This window comes from Rhodococcus sp. B50 (genome assembly GCF_013602415.1).
In the GTDB taxonomy this organism is placed as follows: domain Bacteria; phylum Actinomycetota; class Actinomycetes; order Mycobacteriales; family Mycobacteriaceae; genus Rhodococcus.
Genome location: NZ_WPAG02000002.1, coordinates 3,135,285 through 3,154,196, shown reverse-complemented (window position 1 = coordinate 3,154,196; position 18,912 = coordinate 3,135,285). Strand labels below are relative to the sequence as shown.

Annotated in this window: 18 protein-coding genes and 1 pseudogene; 8 read left to right on the top strand and 11 right to left on the bottom strand. The window is 65.9% G+C overall.

Features of this window, described 5'->3' with window-relative positions; all coding sequences use genetic code 11:
- Positions 1–145: 145 nt before the first annotated feature.
- The 5 genes and pseudogenes from GON09_RS14895 to GON09_RS14875 all read left to right on the top strand — a co-directional run bounded on the left by GON09_RS14895 (position 146) and on the right by GON09_RS14875 (position 6,026).
- Positions 146–1,324 carry an acyl-CoA dehydrogenase family protein gene (locus tag GON09_RS14895; protein ID WP_213932461.1) on the top strand — a complete coding sequence of 393 codons (1,179 nt, stop codon included), beginning with the start codon at positions 146–148 and terminating at the stop codon, positions 1,322–1,324.
- A gap of 34 nt (positions 1,325–1,358) precedes the next feature.
- The gene (bphC, locus tag GON09_RS14890) at positions 1,359–2,282 is read left to right on the top strand and encodes a biphenyl-2,3-diol 1,2-dioxygenase (RefSeq protein ID WP_213932460.1); all 924 of its coding nucleotides are present in this window, start codon (positions 1,359–1,361) and stop codon (positions 2,280–2,282) included.
- A gap of 13 nt (positions 2,283–2,295) precedes the next feature.
- The gene (gene hsaA, locus GON09_RS14885; protein ID WP_213932459.1) at positions 2,296–3,465 is read left to right on the top strand and encodes a 3-hydroxy-9,10-secoandrosta-1,3,5(10)-triene-9,17-dione monooxygenase oxygenase subunit; all 1,170 of its coding nucleotides are present in this window, start codon (positions 2,296–2,298) and stop codon (positions 3,463–3,465) included.
- 53 nt (positions 3,466–3,518) lie between these two features.
- Positions 3,519–4,400: an alpha/beta fold hydrolase gene (locus tag GON09_RS14880; RefSeq protein WP_213932458.1), complete on the top strand. Its 882-nt coding sequence runs from the start codon at positions 3,519–3,521 to the stop codon at positions 4,398–4,400.
- Between the two features lie 160 nt (positions 4,401–4,560).
- A pseudogene (locus tag GON09_RS14875) lies at positions 4,561–6,026 on the top strand (FAD-dependent oxidoreductase).
- Between the two features lie 84 nt (positions 6,027–6,110).
- Here the strand turns inward: GON09_RS14875 and GON09_RS14870 are convergent.
- From GON09_RS14870 to GON09_RS14860, 3 genes are all read right to left on the bottom strand, one after another.
- The gene (locus GON09_RS14870; protein WP_213932457.1) at positions 6,111–6,566 is read right to left on the bottom strand and encodes a tellurite resistance TerB family protein; all 456 of its coding nucleotides are present in this window, start codon (positions 6,564–6,566) and stop codon (positions 6,111–6,113) included.
- Between the two features lie 109 nt (positions 6,567–6,675).
- Positions 6,676–6,960, bottom strand: a complete 285-nt coding sequence (locus GON09_RS14865; RefSeq protein WP_213932456.1) for a hypothetical protein — start codon at positions 6,958–6,960, stop codon at positions 6,676–6,678.
- A 126-nt stretch (positions 6,961–7,086) separates the two neighbouring features.
- On the bottom strand, positions 7,087–8,154 hold the full coding sequence (locus GON09_RS14860; RefSeq protein WP_213932455.1) for a potassium channel family protein: 1,068 nt from the start codon (positions 8,152–8,154) through the stop codon (positions 7,087–7,089).
- A 263-nt stretch (positions 8,155–8,417) separates the two neighbouring features.
- Here GON09_RS14860 and GON09_RS14855 point away from each other — a divergent pair, with 263 nt between their 5' ends.
- On the top strand, positions 8,418–9,803 hold the full coding sequence (locus tag GON09_RS14855; protein WP_213932454.1) for a hemolysin family protein: 1,386 nt from the start codon (positions 8,418–8,420) through the stop codon (positions 9,801–9,803).
- Positions 9,796–10,809: a hemolysin family protein gene (locus tag GON09_RS14850; RefSeq protein WP_213932453.1), complete on the top strand. Its 1,014-nt coding sequence runs from the start codon at positions 9,796–9,798 to the stop codon at positions 10,807–10,809. The genes GON09_RS14855 and GON09_RS14850 overlap by 8 nt, the downstream gene beginning before the upstream one ends.
- Positions 10,810–10,972: 163 nt before the next feature.
- On the opposite strand, the gene GON09_RS14845 is transcribed toward GON09_RS14850, so the two are convergent.
- Both GON09_RS14845 and GON09_RS14840 read right to left on the bottom strand, forming a co-directional pair.
- Complete coding sequence (locus GON09_RS14845) at positions 10,973–11,956, bottom strand: TerC family protein (RefSeq protein ID WP_213932452.1); 984 nt, start codon at positions 11,954–11,956, stop codon at positions 10,973–10,975.
- Between the two features lie 506 nt (positions 11,957–12,462).
- Positions 12,463–12,981, bottom strand: coding sequence for a flavin reductase family protein (locus GON09_RS14840; RefSeq protein WP_213934454.1), 519 nt, complete (start codon positions 12,979–12,981; stop codon positions 12,463–12,465).
- 245 nt (positions 12,982–13,226) lie between these two features.
- On the opposite strand from GON09_RS14840, the gene GON09_RS14835 reads away from it, so the two are divergent.
- On the top strand, positions 13,227–13,832 hold the full coding sequence (locus GON09_RS14835) for a TetR family transcriptional regulator (protein ID WP_307854383.1): 606 nt from the start codon (positions 13,227–13,229) through the stop codon (positions 13,830–13,832).
- Between the two features lie 68 nt (positions 13,833–13,900).
- Here the strand turns inward: GON09_RS14835 and GON09_RS14830 are convergent, their stop codons facing one another.
- From GON09_RS14830 to GON09_RS14805, 6 genes are read right to left on the bottom strand one after another with little or no spacing between them, the layout of a single operon-like run.
- Positions 13,901–15,031, bottom strand: a complete 1,131-nt coding sequence (locus tag GON09_RS14830; protein WP_213932451.1) for an acyl-CoA dehydrogenase family protein — start codon at positions 15,029–15,031, stop codon at positions 13,901–13,903.
- A gap of 1 nt (position 15,032) precedes the next feature.
- Positions 15,033–16,256 (bottom strand): acyl-CoA dehydrogenase family protein, encoded by a 1,224-nt coding sequence (locus GON09_RS14825; RefSeq protein ID WP_213932450.1) that lies wholly within the window; start codon positions 16,254–16,256, stop codon positions 15,033–15,035.
- A 39-nt stretch (positions 16,257–16,295) separates the two neighbouring features.
- Positions 16,296–17,480, bottom strand: a complete 1,185-nt coding sequence (locus tag GON09_RS14820; RefSeq protein WP_213932449.1) for a lipid-transfer protein — start codon at positions 17,478–17,480, stop codon at positions 16,296–16,298.
- Positions 17,477–17,887 (bottom strand): MaoC/PaaZ C-terminal domain-containing protein, encoded by a 411-nt coding sequence (locus tag GON09_RS14815; protein WP_213932448.1) that lies wholly within the window; start codon positions 17,885–17,887, stop codon positions 17,477–17,479. The genes GON09_RS14820 and GON09_RS14815 overlap by 4 nt, the downstream gene beginning before the upstream one ends.
- On the bottom strand, positions 17,884–18,291 hold the full coding sequence (locus GON09_RS14810) for a Zn-ribbon domain-containing OB-fold protein (protein ID WP_213932447.1): 408 nt from the start codon (positions 18,289–18,291) through the stop codon (positions 17,884–17,886). Before GON09_RS14810 ends, GON09_RS14815 begins: the two co-directional genes overlap by 4 nt.
- Positions 18,288–18,842 carry an FAS1-like dehydratase domain-containing protein gene (locus tag GON09_RS14805; RefSeq protein ID WP_213932446.1) on the bottom strand — a complete coding sequence of 185 codons (555 nt, stop codon included), beginning with the start codon at positions 18,840–18,842 and terminating at the stop codon, positions 18,288–18,290. Before GON09_RS14805 ends, GON09_RS14810 begins: the two co-directional genes overlap by 4 nt.
- Positions 18,843–18,912: the final 70 nt, after the last annotated feature.

Sequence of the window (18,912 nt, the reverse complement as noted above, 5' to 3'; positions counted from 1 at the left end):
GCCGTCCCGGCACCCGTCCAGACGGTTCCCGCTCAGTGGAAAGCCGACGATGCGAGGGCCGTACTCCTGAGACCGTGAGCGCAGACGGAACGGACGCTCGCCATGCCGTATCGGGGGCGTCACCCTTTACAGAGCTGGAGAGATCATGGGACAGGTGCTCGACTCCGTTTCGGAGTTCGCTGACGAGATCCGCGCAGACGGCGCCGAGGGCGACACGCTCATGCGTCTGACCGACCGCAGTGCCAAGCGGCTTCGTGATGCCGGCGTCATCCGGCTTCTTCAGCCGAAGGAATTCGGAGGTCTGGAAGCACACCCGCGCGAGTTCGCGGAAACCGCCATGGCCATTGGAGCGATGGACGGTGCGACCGGCTGGGTCAGCGGCATCGTCGGTGTCCACCCCTGGGAGATGGCCTTCTTCGATCCGAAGGCCCAGCAGGAGGTGTGGGGCGAGAATCCCGACACCTGGATCGCCTCGCCGTACGCACCGATGGGTGTCGCAACCCCCGTCGACGGCGGGTACATCCTCAATGGCCGCTGGTCGTTCTCCTCGGGTACGGATCACTGCGACTGGGTGATGATCGGCGCCGCTGTCGGCGACAAGGACGGCAATCGACTGAGCCCCCCGCAGAGTCTGCACGTTCTGCTGCCGCGGTCGGACTACCGCATCGATCACGAGAGCTGGAACGTGGTCGGCTTGCGCGGCACCGGATCGAAGGATCTCATCGTCGAGAACGCCTTCCTCCCCGAATACCGCACCCTGCGTGCCGAGCGCGTCATGGGTGGCGTGGCGTGGAAGGACGCGGGACGCGACGAGACGCTCTACAAGTTTCCTTTCTCGTGCATCTTCCCGCTCGGTATCACCTCGTCGCTCATCGGCATCGCCGAGGGCGCATTGAACTGCTACATCGAGTCGCAGCGCGAGCGGGTCACGGTGTCCGGCACGGCGATCAAGCAGGACCCCTACGTCTTGTCGGCCCTCGGGAACGCTGCCGCGGAGATCGCCGCGTCCCGCGCCGCGATCCTCGAGACCGTCGATCGATTCTGGGATCTCACCGAGAAGGGCGTGGAAGTCACCTTCGAGCAGCGCGCGATCGGTCGGCGCACGCAGACCGCTGCTGCCTGGCGCGCGGTGTCAGCCGTCGACGAGATCTTCGCCCGTGCCGGCGGTGGCGCACTGCAGATGACCAATCCGCTGCAACGCTTCTGGCGCGACGCCCATGCGGGCCTGAGCCACGCCATCCACGTCCCCGGATCGATCTTCCATGCTTCGACGCTCTGCCAACTGGGCGAAGAGCCGCAGGGCATGATGCGGTCGATGATCTGACATCACATCCATTACGGCGAAGGAATATTCGGATATGACGGACATCCGGGGCCTGGGTTATCTCAGGATCCAGACCACAGACATCACCCGGTGGCGGGAACTCGTCGTCGACGGACTCGGTATGGCGGTCGGCACCGGGCCCGAAACCGACGGTCTGTACCTGCGCATCGACGAGCGACGGGCACGGCTGATCGTGCTGCCCGGCGAAGTCGACAAGGCACTCGCCGTGGGCTGGGAGGTGCGTGACGAGTTCGCGCTGCGTCGCGTGCGCGAAGCGGTCGAGAAGGCCGGCATCGCCGTGGAGGTCCTGTCCGAGGAGGAGTCGACTTATCGCGATGCCGAGCAGGTCATCGCATTCGACGATCCGGGTGGCACCCGCACCGAGGTGTTCTTCGGTCCGGTGCTCGACCACAGTCCGATCGTGACGCCGTTCGGCGGCACCTTCCACACCGGCGAGGAAGGGCTGGGGCACGTCGTCCTTCCCACCGCGGCATTCGCCGAATCGTACGAGTTCTACACCGAGGTCCTCGGTTTCCTGCCGCGCGGAGCGACACGCCTCGGTGGCCTGTCGGCGCCTCCGCCGGTCCGGCGCGTGCGCTTCCTCGGCGTCAACCGTCGCCATCACAGCCTCGCGCTGTGCCCGGCGCCGCCCGGAAGCGACCCGGGTCTCGTGCACCTGATGCTCGAGGTCGAGACGCTCGACGCGGTCGGCCAAGCCCTGGACCGGGTCGACAAGCTCGGTTTCTCGATCTCGTCGACCCTGGGCAGGCACACCAACGACAAGATGGTCTCCTTCTACGTCCGCGCTCCCGGTGGGTGGGACATCGAATTCGGTACCGAAGGCATGCTCGTCGACGAAACCTTCTACACCGCAGAGGAAATCACCGCGGACAGCTACTGGGGCCACGACTGGTCGGGCTCCGAACCTCTCGCGGCGTTCTCACCTCCGGCAGGCTGACCCTCGACGTCCGATGGTCGCCGACGACGTCCTGGATTCGATCCGTGGCCTGATTCCCGGAATCGCCGCTCGCGCAGTCGATACCGATAGACTCGGCCGCGTCCCCGACGAGACGGTTCGCGAACTCGTCGCCGCCGGTGTGTTCCGCATGCTGCAGCCACGCCGGCACGGCGGGTTCGAGGCCGAACCGGCACGGTTCTTCGAGGTCGTGCGGACGATCTCGGGGGCCTGCGGATCGACGGGGTGGATCGCGTCCGTCGTCGGCGTCCATCCTTGGCATCTGGCTCTGTTCGACGACCGGGCGCAGCGCGACGTCTGGGGTGAGGACGACTCGACACTCGTGTCGTCGGCGTATGCCCCGGTCGGTCGTCTGATCCCCGTCGACGGCGGTTACCGGTTGTCGGGCACGTGGATGTTCTCCTCCGGATGCAGGTTCGCCTCGTGGGCGCTGCTCGGCGCGGTGGTGGTCGGATCCGAGGGCAGGCCGGTCGATTTCGTCACGGTGCTCGTGCCGCGCGGTGACTACACGATCCGCGACGTCTGGAACGTCGTGGGTATGCGGGGGACGAGCAGCGACGAGATCGTGGTCGACGACGTCTTCGTGCCCGACCATCGTGTCAAGAGCAATTACGAGACGTCGCAATTCCGGGGTCCGGGGCGGAAGGTGAACACCGGCCCGCTGTACCGGCTTCCGTTCGCCGCGCTGTTCACCACGAGCGTGGCCGTCCCCGTCGTCGGAGTCGTCGCGGGCTGTTACGAGGAGTACCTGTCGGCGATGCGCGAACGAGTACGGTTGAGCCTGGGCGGGGGACGGTTCGTGGATGATCCGTTCGCGCAGGTCGCGGTGGGGCGTGCCGCGTCGGATATCGATGCCGCGACGCTGCAACTCGACCGCAACATCCGCGAACTGTGGGAGTTGGCGCAGGCGGGGAAAGAGATCCCGATGCAGTTGCGCCTGCGCACCCGGCGCGATCAGGTACGCGCCACCGAGCGGGCGGTCGAGGCGATCGACCTGTTGTTCAAGACTGCCGGCGGTACGTCGTTGTTCCTCGGCGGCGTCGTCGAACGCGCGTGGCGCGACGCGCATGCCGGAAGCGTCCACGTCGCGAACGAACCCGAACGTGCCTATGCGCTCTACGGAAGAGATGCGTTCGGGTTGCCGGTCGAAGACAACCTTGTATAGCGAGCGACACGCGGCAGCCTGCCGATCCGCCGGACGCGGCATAGCCTTCCCGTATGGATCAATTCGAAGTCTCCGTCGCGGGGAACAGATCGGTCATGGTCCGGGACGCGGGAGATGAACACGGCTTTCCTCTCGTGTATTTCCACGGCACCCCGGGCTCGCGGCTCGAAGTGGGTTTCGGGGACGAGATCGCCCTCGGGACGGGGGTTCGCGTCATCAGTTTCGACCGACCGGGTTACGGGCGGTCCGCGGCCTGCGCGACCGATCTCGGGCTGGTGGCACGGGACGTCGAAGCGGTTCTCGACAGCCTCGAGGTGGGGAACTTCGCCGCATTCGGGTGGTCGGGTGGCGGGCCGTTCGCGTTGGCCGCAGCAGCCGTGCTGGGCGAGCGCGTGACCCGAGTCGGGATATCGGGCGGGCCGGCTCCCGCGCAGCATGTTCCTGAGGCGCGAGAAGCGCTGACCGAGAACGATCTCCTTGCCCTGTCCTTTCTTCCCGACGATCCGGCGAAGGCAGCGGATCAGTTTCTTGCGGGTAACCGGCAGCTTCTCGACGCCATGATGTCGATGAAGGACGACGAAACGGCACCGTGGATCGACTGGCTCTGGGGAGAAAGCGACCCCGATGTGGTCGCCGAACCTGCGCTGCGGCAGGCACTCCACGTCTCCTTCCGGGAAGCGCTCCGGCAAGGACCCATGGCCATCGCCTGGGACAACGTCGCGTTCGTCGGACCGTGGGGCTTCGACATCCACGATGTCTCATCCCCCGTCCACCTCTGGTACGGCAGCCGAGACATGATGGCGCCGCCGGCCAACGGCACATGGCTTGCAGCGGAGTTGCCGAACGCCGAGTTGGTCCTCCGCGAGAGAGAAGGGCATCTGTTGCCGTTGCAGCACTGGGAAGAAATGCTCCGGGTCGTGACAGTCGATCGGTGAGCGAGGATCCCCCCGGAGCTCGATCGTTTCCTCCTGTTTCTCGACCACCGGGAATTTCTCGCCGCCGATATGGGACGACCTCTACGGTCCCGAGGGGATCACTCGACCCCTCGTGCGGAATCGTGCGTGCCGCACTCCGTCGTCGGAAGGAACTGTCGCCATGAGCAATTCTCCGGTCCGCCCGGTGTCCGTCGGGGATATCGGACGCTGGGATCTCGAAGCAGACGTCGTGGTTGCCGGCTTCGGCATCGCCGGTGTCTCCGCCGCGATCGGTGCGGCCGAGAGTGGTGCGGACGTGGTGGTGCTCGAACGTACCGGCGGCGGTGGGGGAGCGGCGGCGTTGTCGGGTGGCATCGTCTATCTCGGTGGCGGGACACGACTTCAGAAGGCCTGTGGATTCGACGACACTCCCAAGAACATGAAGTCGTTCCTCGCCGCGGCCCTCGGTCCGGGTGTCGACGAGGACAAGCTCGACGCCTACTGCGAGGGTAGCGTCGGCCACTTCGACTGGCTCGAAGCGTGCGGCGTGCCTACAAGGAGAGCTTCTGGTCGCAGCCAGGATGGGAGTGCCCGGTGGGCGACTCCCTGATGTACAGCGGCGGAGAGAACGCCGCGCCGTTCACCGCACTCGTCGAGCCGGCTCCGCGCGGACACCTCGCCCGGGTACCCATGCCGCGTAACGGTGAGCAGGCAGCCGGTTACGTGCTCATGACCACCTTGATCGCGAAGGCTGCCGACCTCGGCGTGCGCGTCGAATCCGACGTTCGGGTACAGCGACTCGTCGTCGACGAGACCGGACGAGTGGTGGGTATCGTCGCCACGAGGTTCGGCGAGACGCTCGCAGTCCGTGCGCGCGGTGGCGTCGTGCTCGCCACCGGCTCGTTCGCCTACAACGACGAGATGATGCAGGCATACGCGCCGCGGCTGTACAAGCGCCCCGCGGCCACGGTCGAGGAACACGACGGTCGCGGCATCCTCATGGCGCAGGCGCTGGGTGCGCGTCTGGCACACATGGACGCGTGCGAGGTCGCGTTCTTCTGCGACCCCCAGTTGATCGCGCGCGGCATCCTCGTCAACGCTCGCGGACAGCGCTATGTCACCGAGGACACCTATCCCGGCCGCGTCGGGCAGCTCACCATGTACCAGAACGACAATCAGGCGTTCCTCGTCCTCGACGAGCAGGCCTACGAGGAAGGAATGGCGGCGCCGAGTTCGAGCCCGCAGTTGCGTCACCAGCCGACCTGGGTGTGCGAGACGGTCGCCGAACTCGAATCCGAGATGGGACTGCCCGAGGGAGCCCTGACCGCGACGGTGGAGCTCTACAATCGGCACGCCGAGTCGAGGACGGACCCGGTACTCGGGAAGAAATCCGAATGGGTGCGACCGATCGGCTCGCCGATCGCGGCGATCGACCTGCGGAACATGACCGGCGGTTTCACCCTGGGCGGACTGCAGACCTCGGTCGACTCGGAAGTCCTTCACGTGGACGGAGATCCGATCCCCGACCTGTACGCGGCGGGCCGGTGCACATCGGGTCTGGCGGCGTGGGGTTACTGCAGCGGTATCTCACTGGGAGACGGCAGCTTCTTCGGCCGACGTGCGGGGATACGTGCCGCTTCGCAGTGACGTGGTACAGCAGGCTCCCCTGCACGTCGGGATCGCTCGCGCTGGAACCATCCTGCGAGATACCGAACCGTAGGGTTACGTCGGTCAGAGATCGAACTCGGCAGGGTCGATGCCGACGGCATGGGCGGCGCTGCGCACCACGGCCTTTTCGTCGTCGTCGAAGAATCCGTCGGCGCCCCCGATGATGATGCCGATCTGGATCACCGCGCGTGCTTGATCCTGTTTGGCCTTCAGTTTGGCGATCGTCGCGGTGGCCTCGACCTTGCCGAAGTCGAAATCGGATTCGAGTTTGCTGCAGTACCAGTCGAACTTCTCCCGCAGCTCGCTCGACGGGAACACCGCGAGGGTGTCGTTGCTCATGATGAGTGCAGCGGTCTTCTGACGCTCGCTGGGATCGATGGTTCCGTCGGCCGCTGCGATCAGTGCACACATTGCCATGCTGGCATTGGCGAACTCCTTGTTGCGGAACTGATCACTTTTCGTCTTGAGTTGCGCGCTCAGCTCGGTGGTCTTGGCCTTGAGCTGGTCCCAGAATGCCACGATTGTCCTTCGGGTCGAGTTTCGGAAGTGATACGCGGTTTACTCTGCCATGCCGGCGTCGAAGGACACGCAGGCATCCTCGGGAACAGATTCTCGAGTCGGCGATGTACTAAGGGGTGCTGTAGGTCGCGGCATAGACGATGAACACCACGAATAGTGCCGCGACCCCGAGGCCTGCGCCGATGACGGCATCGCGCGGGTTGGACGCGACTCCCTTGTCGACGCGGTTCAACCCGATCCATCCGCACACCACGGCGATCACCCCGGCAGGGATGGTGATGAAGTCACCGATGAAGGGCACGAAAGCGAACACTGCAGCGGCAATACCGGCTATCAGGGAGGTGCTGCCGACACCGTTGCGGTACGGAGCTCCGGTCATATCGTCGTCGGTCATCGTGCCTCCGCTGTTCGGATCGTGGTGGTCGGACGGTAGGAGTTCAGGATCCCGCCCCATCACTGCGCGGTGCATCGTCCTCGAAGTGTTCGTCGCGTGTGCTGTGGGATCCTGGTCCATGCGGTGTCAATTCGACACCAGACGCAGATACAGCAGCCTGTCGGCGGCGGCGACAACGCCGAGCTCGGGTGAATCTACGCGGATCAGCTGTCCCCCGCGAACCACGCCGAGCACGATCTGAGACAGCTCCCGCGGCGGCAGACCGACCTCGTGCGGTTCGACATCGCGTTCGGAGACGGCGAAGCCGTCCTCCGGGGTCAACAGGTCCTCGATCATCTCCACCACAGTCGGGGTGGCGGGGGCCAACCCCAGCAACCGGCCCGCCGTCTCGGCGGAGACCACCACCGTATCGGCGCCGGACTGACGCAACACGTGGGTGTTCTCCGCCTCTCGGACCGCGGCGGCGATGCGTGCCTGTGGCGCGAGCTGCCGGGCGGTGAGGGTGACCAGTACCGCGGTGTCGTCCCGGTTGACGGCCACGATGATCGAGCCGGCGTGCCGGGCCCCGGCCAGTTGCAGCACGTCCGACTTGGTGGCCGAGCCCTGCACGGTCACCAGACCCTGACGCGATGCGATGTCCAGACTCACCGGATCGGTATCGACCACCACGATCTCCGACGGAGCGAGTCCGTCGGCCAGCAGCGCATCGACGGCGCTGCGGCCCTTGGTGCCGTAACCGACGACCACGGTGTGACTGCGGGTGCGGCGGCGCCACCGCTGGATCTTGAACGCCTGTCGAGAACTTTCGGTCAACGCCGACAGGGTGGTACCGACCAGCACGATGAGGAAGAACACCCGCAACGGCGTGATGACCAGGATGTTGATCAGCCGGGCCTGGGGTGTCAGCGGGGTGATGTCGCCGTAACCGGTGGTCGACAGCGACACCGTGGCGTAGTAGATGCAATCGAGCAGCGAGAGCGGAGTGTCCTGTGCATCGCGGTAACCGTCCCGACCCAGATACACCACGATCACCGCCACCGTCAGCGCGGCCAAGGCGTAACCGATCCGGCGGACGATCGCGCGGCCCGGGCTGGTCTGCTCCTCCGGTACCCGCAGGACCCCGACCAGAGCGAAGTCGGGGCGGTCGGTGAGTGTGTCCGAGCGTCGCAGCGGCACCCGCAACCTACCGGCCATCACGAATCCTCCGATGCAGCAGCACGGCCACGCCACCAGTGACGACCACAGTAACCGGCCACGACCGGACTCGCCGTGACACCCACGAGGGAGTTTGCGGTACCGGCGACATCGACAGGATGGAGTAAGAGAATGCCCATACACTGGATCGGGTAGTTGTTTCCTACCGCAGAGAGAGCCATGAGACGCGCCAAGCGCAAACCTCGAAGACCCTCCCAGCCCCTGTGTGACGATTTTCCCGTCACCGCACATCGGAGCCGACCGTGCTGACCGCCGCCGGTATCGTGCTCGGAATTCTCGTCGTCCTGGGCATTACCGCGCTGACCGGTTACTTCGTCGCGCAGGAATTCGCCTATATGGCCGTGGATCGTTCTCGGCTCAAAGCCCGCGCCGAGGCCGGTGACAACGCCGCCGCCCGCGCCCTGTCGGTCACTCGCCGCACCTCCTTCATGCTGTCCGGTGCCCAGTTGGGTATCACCGTGACCGGATTGCTCGTCGGCTACGTCGCCGAACCGCTGATCGGCAGTGGTCTCGGGGAGTTGCTCGGCGGCGTCGGGATTCCCACGGCGGTCGGAATCGCGATCGGCACGGTGCTCGCGGTGGCGTTCTCCACCGTGGTGCAGATGGTCTTCGGCGAACTGTTCCCGAAGAACCTTGCGATCGCCCGTCCCGAGCCGGTGGCCCGGTGGTTGGCATTCTCCACGACGATCTACCTGAAAGTGTTCGGGTGGCTGATCACCCTGTTCGACGCTTCGTCGAACCTGTTACTGCGGATGTTGCGTATCGAACCGGTGCACGATGTGGAGCATTCGGCGACGCCGCGCGATCTCGAGCACATAGTGGCCGAGTCCCGCGATACCGGTGAGTTGCCGCGGGAGTTGTCGACGCTGCTCGATCGGATACTCGACTTCCCTACCCGCACCGCCGAACACGCGATGATTCCGCGGGCTCGGGTGGACTACGTCCGCGCCGACGAACCGCTCACCCAGGTGCTGGCGAAGATGAGCACCGGGCATACCCGCTATCCGGTCGTCGGCGACAGCGCCGACGATCTGCGTGGGGTGGTGCACCTGCACGATCTGCTCGACCGTGAGTCCGATGCCGGATCCGTGGAGCAGGCTCTGCGTCCGGCGGTGATCGTTCCGACCACGCTGCCCTTGCCGGACGTGCTGACCCGTCTGTCCGAGGAGAAAGAGGAAATGGCCCTGGTCATCGATGAGTACGGTGGTTTCGCCGGTGTGGTCACCATCGAGGACATGGCGGAAGAACTGGTCGGCGAGATCGCCGATGAACACGACCCGGCTTTCGAAGCGCAGGTCATCGTGCCCGATGGTGACGGCTGGCGTATCCGCGGCGACGTGCACCTGGACGAGGTCGCCCGCACCCTCGACCACGAACTACCCCAGGGCGATTTCGAAACCCTCGCCGGCCTGGTCATCGCCGAATACGGGGGGCTGCCCGAGATGGGACAGACCGTCACGATCGAACTCGTCCCGGACCCTGCCGATCTGGTGCACGAGAATGCACCGCGTGGGCGGGCTCTGCATGCCGAGGTGCTCGAGGTGGACAAGCACGTGCCGTCCCTGGTGCGGGTGAGTACCTCGACCTCCACGGCGGGCACTCACGAAGCGGAGAACACCGATGGATAACCCGTGGATCGTGTTGGCGGTCACTGTCGGCCTGATCGCGGCGAGCGCGTTCTTCGTCGCAGTCGAGTTCGCGCTGATCGCTGCCCGCCGCCATCGTCTCGAGGACGCCGCTCCGAACAGCCGTGCGGCCCGTGCCGCGCTGCGTAGCGCCTCCGAACTGTCGGTGTTGCTCGCCGGCTCCCAGCTCGGCATCACCGTATGCACCCTGGCCTTGGGTGCTGTGACCAAACCCGCGGTGCACCATTGGCTGACTCCGGCCTTCGAGAGCTGGGGAGCTCCGCTGTGGCTGGCCGATGTGGTCGGGTTCGTCCTCGCGCTGATCATCGTCACCTTCCTGCACCTGGTGGTGGGGGAGATGGCACCGAAGTCGTGGGCGATCGCGCACCCGGAGAAGTCGGCGACCATGCTGGCGATCCCGATGCGGGCATTCATGTGGTTCGCTCGACCGTTGATCGTCCAGCTCAACCACATGGCCAACTGGTGCCTGCGCAAGGTCGGTGTGGACCCGGTCGACCAAGTCGCGGCAGGTCAGGATCCCGATGCTCTACGACACCTGGTCGAGCACTCGGCTACCGTCGGCACCCTCGACGAGCGTTACCACGGGCACCTGACCAGCGCGCTCGAACTCGAGGCGTTGACGGTCGGTGACATCGTCCGTCCCAACGCCCATCCGAGCAGTGTCCCACCCGAAGCGGATACGGCACTGATCCGCGACACCGCCCGCCGCACCGGGCATCTTCGACTGCTCGTGCGCGGCAACGGCCACGTCGACGGGGTGGTGCATGTGCGCGATGCTCTTGCGGCCGAGCCGGGAGCGACCGCGGCGCGGCTCATGAGGCCGGCGCTGACCCTGGAGGCTCAGGTCCCGGTGTACGAGGCGCTGCGCACCATGCGTGAGAGTCGTAACCACCTGGCGACGGTGACCGACGGGGGACGAGTGGTCGGGTTGATCACCCTCAACGACGTGCTCACCCGACTCATGCCCACCGCCGACACCGCGGCCTGACCGACACCTCGAACACCGGTGGCCGGTTCCCTTTTCCGGGAACCGGCCACCGGCCGCCTCGAATGGCGTTGCGCCACCTGAGGACACATATTCGATAGCGGCCGAACAGTGAGGTCGTCGTTGCCGCGACCGGCGGCGCCATCGGGGAGCCGCCGACGTGTTCTCAGCTGTCGACAGTGTCCTTCGCCTGCTTCGTTTTCAGCAGGCTCGCGACGGTCGTGATGACGAGAACTCCGACGATGACGGTCAGTGACAATCCGGTGGAGATCTCCGGAACCGCCACGTGCTCGCCACCGTTGATCCAGCCCAGGGTGTTCTCGTGCAGCGCGTGCAGCACCAGCTTGACGCCGATGAATGCAAGGATCACCGACAGTCCGTAGGACAAGTAGACCAGGCGTTCGAGCAGGCCGCCGATCAGGAAGAACAACTGGCGCAGGCCCATCAAGGCGAATGCGTTGGCGGTGAACACGAGATACGGCTCTTCGGTCAGTCCGTAGATCGCCGGGATCGAATCGAGTGCGAACAGGATGTCGGTGAAACCGATCGCGAGAAGCGCGAGCAGCATCGGGGTGACCATCTTCTTGCCGTCGATCCTGGTGACCAGCTTGTCGCCGTCGTACTCGTCGTGCACCGGCAGGAATTTGCGGGCGAGGACGACCATCTTGTTCTCGGAGACGCTCTCGGTCTCGTTGCCGTGATCGCGGATCAGCTTGACGGCGGTGTAGATCAAGAAGATCCCGAACAGATAGAAGACCCAGCTGTAGGCGTTGATCGCGGCAGCGCCGACGGCGATGAAGATCCCGCGCATGACCAACGCCAGAACGATGCCGATGGTGAGGACCTTCTGCTGATACTCACGCGGTACTGCAAATGTCGCCATGAGAATGACGAACACGAACAGGTTGTCCACCGACAGTGCCTTCTCGGTGACATAACCTGCAAAATACTCACCGCCGTAGGTCGATCCCCAGTTCAGGAACACGAACACACCGAACACGAGTGCGATCGCAATGAACACCGCCGACCAGAATCCCGACTCTCTCAGGGTCGGCGCGTGAGGTTTACGCACGTGCGCATAGAAGTCGAACACGAACAGCGCCGCGATGACGGCGATGGTGATCAACCAGGTCGTCAAGGAAACTTGCATGGGAATGCCCCGTCTTCCGGTAGGTGTGTACCTGCCGGAGGTCTCTCCCGTCCGGAGCGTTCCCGGACCGGCGGCCCCGGAACGGCATCGGTGCCGAACGTATTGACGAGACCGCCGCGGACTCGGGGATACTCCCCTCCACAGCTCCCACGATTCTGCCATAGGGGCGGACGGCCCTATCCGGACACTGGAGGGAACAGCGGTGATTATCCATCGAGGGTCCCGAAATACGCACACGCACGCGAGAGACCGAACCCGCCACTGTCGTGCAGCTGCGCACGACGGATGCGGCTGTTACCGGCGCACGGTGCCCTATGAGGTTCCGTACCGAGCCGAGTCGAGATCGCCCGGCGGTACCTTGTTGGTCGCGGGGCACCATCCGGACGATATGGCGACAGGGTTCCGTCACGGTGACCGTTCCTTTCTGTTCACCGCGGAGGAGTCGGCTTCGGCGCTGGAGGACGGCGAGTGGGAGGTCGTCGTCTGCGAAGCCCGGCCCCGGGCCCTTACCGCCGCTCGATCCCGAACGCCCCGCGGTAGAACACCATCGGGCTGTCGTCGTCGAGGCACTCGAGCTCGGTGACGCGCCCGATGACGACGTCGTGATCACCCGCGACGTGTACGTCCTCCACCGTCGCGTGCACCCGCAGGAGAACATCCGGCAGCGACGGAGTGCCCCAGCGGGAGAGTTCCCAGTCGAGACCGTCGAACTTCAGGCCGCGGCTCGACCCGAAGCGCGCGCACAGATCACTCTGGTCGGCACCGAGTACGTTGACGGTGAACCGGCCGGTGTTGCGAATTCGCGGCCACGCACGTCCGCGATGGTCTGCGCAGAACAACACCAGGGGTGGTTCGAGTGAGACCGACGCGAACGACTGGCACGCGAAGCCGGTGGGTCCGTCCTCGTCGAGACCGGTCACGACGGTGACTCCGCTCGCGAAACGACCCATGGCGCGACGCATCTCGTCCGGAGTGGGCAGGTCGACGCCGAACTCGGCTGCGTGGGTCGGTATCCGGGTCTGCATGTGGCTCACTCCGATTCGTTCTGGTCGCTGCCTGCGGCGACGTCCTTCGGAATCGAGCGTATGGGTGACGCGCGACACGCCAGAGCAACTTCTCGCTGAGTGGACTTCCGGCCGCAGCGCCGTGTCTGCACGCCGTTTCGAGCTTCGGATCCCACCGTTCGGGACCGCGAAGAATCCGCGATGCGACAATCTGCCCGGTGGTTCGGTGCAGAATCGACGGGCCGTCATCAGGGAAAGGGGAACCGGTGCCCAGAATCGGTAATGCACGGGACGGAGCGGAGCCGACCTCGGCCGAGCAGCGGCGACGGCAGGTGCGGATCCTCGAGGCCGCGGCGGAACTGGGGTCCGAGCACGAGCTGTCCCGTGTCCAGATGGCCGAGGTGGCGAAGAACGCTGGGGTCGCGATCGGCACCCTGTACCGGTATTTCCCGTCGAAGACGCATCTGTTCGTGGCGTTGCTGCTCCACAGACTCGAGCTCGGCGCCGACCGGCTCCCCGAGCGGAAGCCGGGTGTGAACGCGCGCGAGGCGATTACCGAGGTGCTCGTCGAGATGACCAGGCGGTTCGTCGACCGGCCTCGCCTGGCCTCGGCGATGCTGCTGTCCAACAGCACCGCCCCGGCGGCGGTGGTGCCGGACTCCGAAGAGGTGAGGCGGACGTTCCATCGGATCCTGTTCGAGAAGGCCGGCCTCGACGACCCGACCGAACAGGATCGGAACGCCGTGCGGTTGTTGTCGATGATGTGGTCCGGGCTGCTGGTGGCGTACCTCAACGGGGCAGCGACCCTCGAGGAGACCGAGGCGGATGTGCGGAGCAGCTGCGATCTGCTCCTCGTGCACCTGTCGGAGTAGGGGCCGGAAACGCGCGAGTCCCCCTCCACGGTCGTGGGGAGGGGGACTCGCGTCGCACAGTCGGCTCGTTATCCGGCCGCACCGATCGGGGGTGCGGTGTCCAGGACGTCACCCAGAGCGGCTGCTGTGGCGTCCGCGCCTCCGAAGGTGAACGCCAACTGCCGTCCCCACAGGAAGTAACGGTGGATCGGGTAGTCGATATCGGCCCCGATGCCGCCGTGCAGATGCTGACCGGTCAGGCCGACACGCACACCGCCGCGGGACGCCCACCACTTCGCGACCAGGGCCGCGGAGTCGGCCTCGTCCTCCCGTCCGACGTCGAGCAACCACGCTGCCTTGCGCATGGTGAGTCGGATCGCTTCGGTATCGAGGTAGGCGTCGGCTGCGCGCAGGGCGACGGCCTGGTTGGTCGACAGGGGACGACCGAACTGCACGCGCTCGGAGGTGTACTTCGCCGTAGCCCGCAGCGTCTCCTCGCACACCCCCAGCTGGACGGCGGCCAGAGCGACGCGGATGCGACGACGGGTCCAGGCGGCGATCTCCTCACCGTCACCGATCAGGACGTCCTCGGCGCCGATGTGCACGTCGGCGAACCGCACGGCCGCCTCGGCACCCCGACCGGTCACGTCCACCGGGGTGGTCTCGACACCGGTCGCATCCACCGGTGCGATCACGACGGCAACCGAGTCGTCGTCGCACCGGACGGGGACGACGACTCCCGCAACGGCGGGAGCCCACGGGACGGATGGGATTTCACCGCTGACGACGAGGTCGTCGCCTTTGCGGATGGCGGTGACGGTCGGGCTCGTGCCGGGGGTGTCGTCGAACGCGCCGGTCAGGACGACGGAACCATCGAGGAGGCCCGGCAGGAACCGGGCTGTCTGGGTGCTCGACCCGAAGTGGGCGATCGGGAGAGCGGCACCGGCGACGGTCGACCACACGGGGACGGGCGCGACGCGGCGGCCCTGCTGTTGCAGGATCGTCGTCAGTCCGAGCATCCCCATGCCGGCACCACCGGCGGACTCGGGCAGGGCGAGTCCGAGCAGGCCGGAGTCGGCGAGTGCCTTCCACAGGGTGGTGTCGAAACCGCCCTCGGTGCGCTCCACCTCGACGACCCGCTCGACCGTGGCGAGCGAGCCGAAGACCTGTGAGGCGAGATCCTCGACCGCGATCAGGTCGTCATCGAGTTCGAATTCCATGTCAGCTCCTCGTCTCGGCGGGTGTCTTCGTGGCCGTTGTATCGGGACGTCGTCGGGCGCCGAGTGTCATCCCGAGGGTCCTGGCCGCCACGATCTCGCGCATCACCTCGTTGCTTCCGCCGCCGAAGGTGTTGTTCTGCGCGCGTCGACCGAGTGCTTCGACGCGGCCCTCGATCACCGCTCCGGGGCTGCCGGGACGCAGCAGACCACGGGCACCGAGCACCTCCTGCAACATTCCGTACGCCGCGACCACGCCTTCGGTTCCGAACACCTTCGCAGCGGCGGAGTCGCCACCGTCGAGTGTGTTGGCCGCGATGTCCGACACCAGGCGCAGGTTCACGAGGTCGGCTGCCGACAGCAGCGCGTAGACCTCGGCGAGAGTCGAACGTACCCACGGGACGTCGAACAGCACGCCGGGACCGAATGGTTCCTGCTTCGCCCAGGCGAGGACCTCGTCGTACATCTCGTTGGCGATGCCCCCGCGGGCGGCCAGCGCGACACGCTCGTGGTTGAGCTGGCTCGTGATCAGAGTCCAGCCGCCGTTGAGTTCGCCGACGACGTTGCTCAGCGGGACGCGGATGTCCTCGTAGTACGTCACGGCGGTGCTGATGCCACCGACGGTCTTGATCTCGGTGGCGGAGAAGCCCGGCGAGGAGGTCGGTACGAGCACGACCGAGATCCCCTTGTGGCGCGGAGCATCCGGATCGGTACGGACGGCGAGCCAGATCCAATCGGCAAAGATGGCGGAAGACGTGAACAGCTTGTTGCCGTTGATGACCAGTTCGTCCCCGTCGACGCGCGCCTTGGTCTGTAGTGCGGCAAGGTCGGTGCCGGCACCGGGCTCGGTGTACCCGATCGCGAACTTCAGTTCACCCGTGAGGATCTTGGGAAGGAAGAAGTCCTTCTGCTCCTGCGTGCCGTACTTCATCAGCGCCGGGGCGACGGTGTTGAGCGTGACCAGCGAGACCGGCGCGCCGGCGCGGATCGTCTCGTCGTAGAAGACGTAGAGTGCCTCGGGGTCCTCGCCGCGTCCGCCGTACTCCTCGGGCCATCCCAGGCCGAGCCAGCCGTCGGAGCCCATCTGCCGGTAGATCTTGTCGAAGACCGGTCCGCCCTCGGTCTGGTCGACCAGGGCACGTCGATCGTCGTCGTCGATGATGCGGGCGAAATACTCCCGCAGTTCGGTACGCAGCCGCCGTGACGTGTCGGACAGCTCGGGATGCATGTGGTCTCCTGAGAGGTGTTCGGGGCCCGGGTTACGGGCCTAACGGTCGGCCGAGAGGACGATCGCGCTGTGCGGCACCGGCGATCCACCCGTGACGAGCACGTTGTCCAGGTTCTTGGCCGGCTGGTTCACGGACGTGCCGCGGATGAGCCGGACGCCTTCGGCGATGCCGTTGACGCCGTGGATGTAGCCTTCGCCGAGCTGACCACCGTGGGTGTTGATCGGGAGCCGCCCGTCCACCTCCAGGTTGCCGTCGGCGATGAAGTCCTTCGCCTCGCCACGACCGCAGAAGCCGTACTCCTCGAGCTGGAGGAGGACCATGGGGGTGAAGGCGTCGTAGAGAATCGCGGCGTCGATGCCCTCGGGGCCGAAACCGGCCTGGGCCCACATCTGCCGGGCGACGAGTTCGACCTCGGGCATCGCGTCGATGTCGTCACGGTAGTAACTGCTCATCGAGATCTGCTGGGGACCGACGCCCTGCGCTGCGGCAGTGATGATCGCAGGGGGATGCGGAAGATCACGTGCGCGTTCGGCACTCACGATGACCAGGGCCTGGCCGCCGTCGCTCTCCTGGCAGCAGTCGAGCAGACGTAGCGGGTCGGCGAGCATCCGCGAATTCTGGTGGTCGTCGATGGTGATGGGTCGCTCGTAGAACCAGGCCTTGGGATTGTTCGCCGCGTGCTTGCGCGAGAGCACGGAGATCTGCCCGAAGTCCGCGCTCGTGGCGCCGTACTTGTGCATGTAGGTGCGCGCCAGGAAGGCTTCCTGCTGTGCGGGAGTGAGCAGGCCGTACGGGTTGATCCAGTTCCGGTATTCCTGGTCGGTACTCGAGTTGTAGGCGAACGGCGGCGGTCCGGCACCGAATCGGTGGCCGGAGCGCTCGTTGAAGGCGCGGTAGACCACAACGACGTCGGCGACACCGCTCGAGACGGCCAGTGCGGCCTGCTGCACGGGGGCACAGGCACCACCGCCGCCGTGCGGGATGCGGCTGAAGAACTTCAGCTCGGGAATGCCGAGTGCGCGGGCGACCGCGATCTCGGGGTTCGTCTCCATGGTGAACAACGCGAAGCCGTCGACCTCTTCGACGCCGATCTGTGCGTCGGCGAGCGCTGCGAGTACCGCCTCACACGCGAGCTGCCATTCGCTGCGACCGGAGTTCTTGGAGAATTCGGTGGCTCCGATGCCGGCGATAGCAGCGGTTCCGGAGAAGCCCTTGACGGTCATCGTGCCTTCCTCTCGTAGGGCTCCACCACGACCTCGGCGGTGACGTGGACGCCTCTGCTGTTGCGGCCCTGCACCTTCAGAGTGACGGTCGCGCCGTCGACGGCGGTCACCTCACCGTTCATGTGCATGGGATCACCGGGGAAGCAGGGCACGCCCAGGCGCAACGACGCGCGGCGTACCCGCGCCGACGGTCCGGTCCAATCGGTGACGTACCGGTCGACGAAACCGTTCGTGGCGTTGATACTCATGAAGACGTCCGGGGTGCCGCGTCCGAGTGCGGCATCCGGGTCGTGGTGAACATCTTCGAAATCCTGCGAGGCGATCGCGGTGGCCACGATGGTGGTGCGATCCATCGGCAGGACGAGTTCGGGAAGTTCCTGCCCGACAGTGCATTCGACGAGGTTCATGCGTCTCCTCCGGGCTTGCGCAGCTGAGGCAGGATCTCGCCGTGTGCGTGCTCGGCGAATCCCACCTCGAGTTCCATGCCGATCTCGAGGGTGTCGTGGTCGACGCCGGCGATGTCGGCGACGATGCGGATTCCTTCGTCGAGGTCGATCAGTCCGACGGCGAGCGGGTACTCGAAGGCCGGATCCTGGGGATGGTGGATGATCGTCCAGCTGTGAAGCGTTCCGCGCCGGGAGGATTCGACGGTCTTCCACTCGAACGAGCGGCACGCCGGGCATGCCGGACCCGGAGGGTGGCGCAGGGTACCGCACTCGTTGCACTGCTGGATCTCGAGTCGGCCCTCACGGACGGCGTCGAACCAGAACTGGTTGTCCTGGGTGATGGTGAGCCGGGGGACGGCGGTCATCGCGTCTCCTTGTCGGTGTTCGGGTCGAACCGGAGCATCCGGAAACGTTCTTCGGCGACGAGTTCGCCGTTCTGATCCTCGTAACGCTTGTAGAGCGTGAAGAATCGGCCGTCGCCGAGACCCGTTCGCTTGACCTCGGATACGGACTCGATCGTGTAATGGGCGGTGATGTGGTCGCCCGGGGCGAGTTCGCGGTGGTAGTCCTGCTCGACGTTCGTCGCGACGACGGAGGTGAAACCCTCACGATCGAGGTCGGCGAGCATCCGGGAGTACGCGAAGTCTTCCACCACGCCCTCGGCGCGCTTGCGCTGGACCTCACGCCAGCGGCGGTAGCCGGCCATGATCCAGGTGGAGATCATGGCGGGCGGGCAGACGATCGAATCGCGTCCGGTTTCGCGGGCGACCTCGGCGTCGACGTAGATCGGATTGAAGTCGTCGTGGGCCTCGACCCAGTTGCGGATCATGGCGTCGTTGACCGCGTATCGCGCCACGCGGGGTGGTTCGGCCACCTGCCCGACGTATTTCTCGTAATCCTGCTCGACGGTCTGCATGGCCAATCACTCCTCTTCGGCACGCGCGTTCGTCGTCACGCTAAGTGGGGTCGACAAGCAACATCCCTCG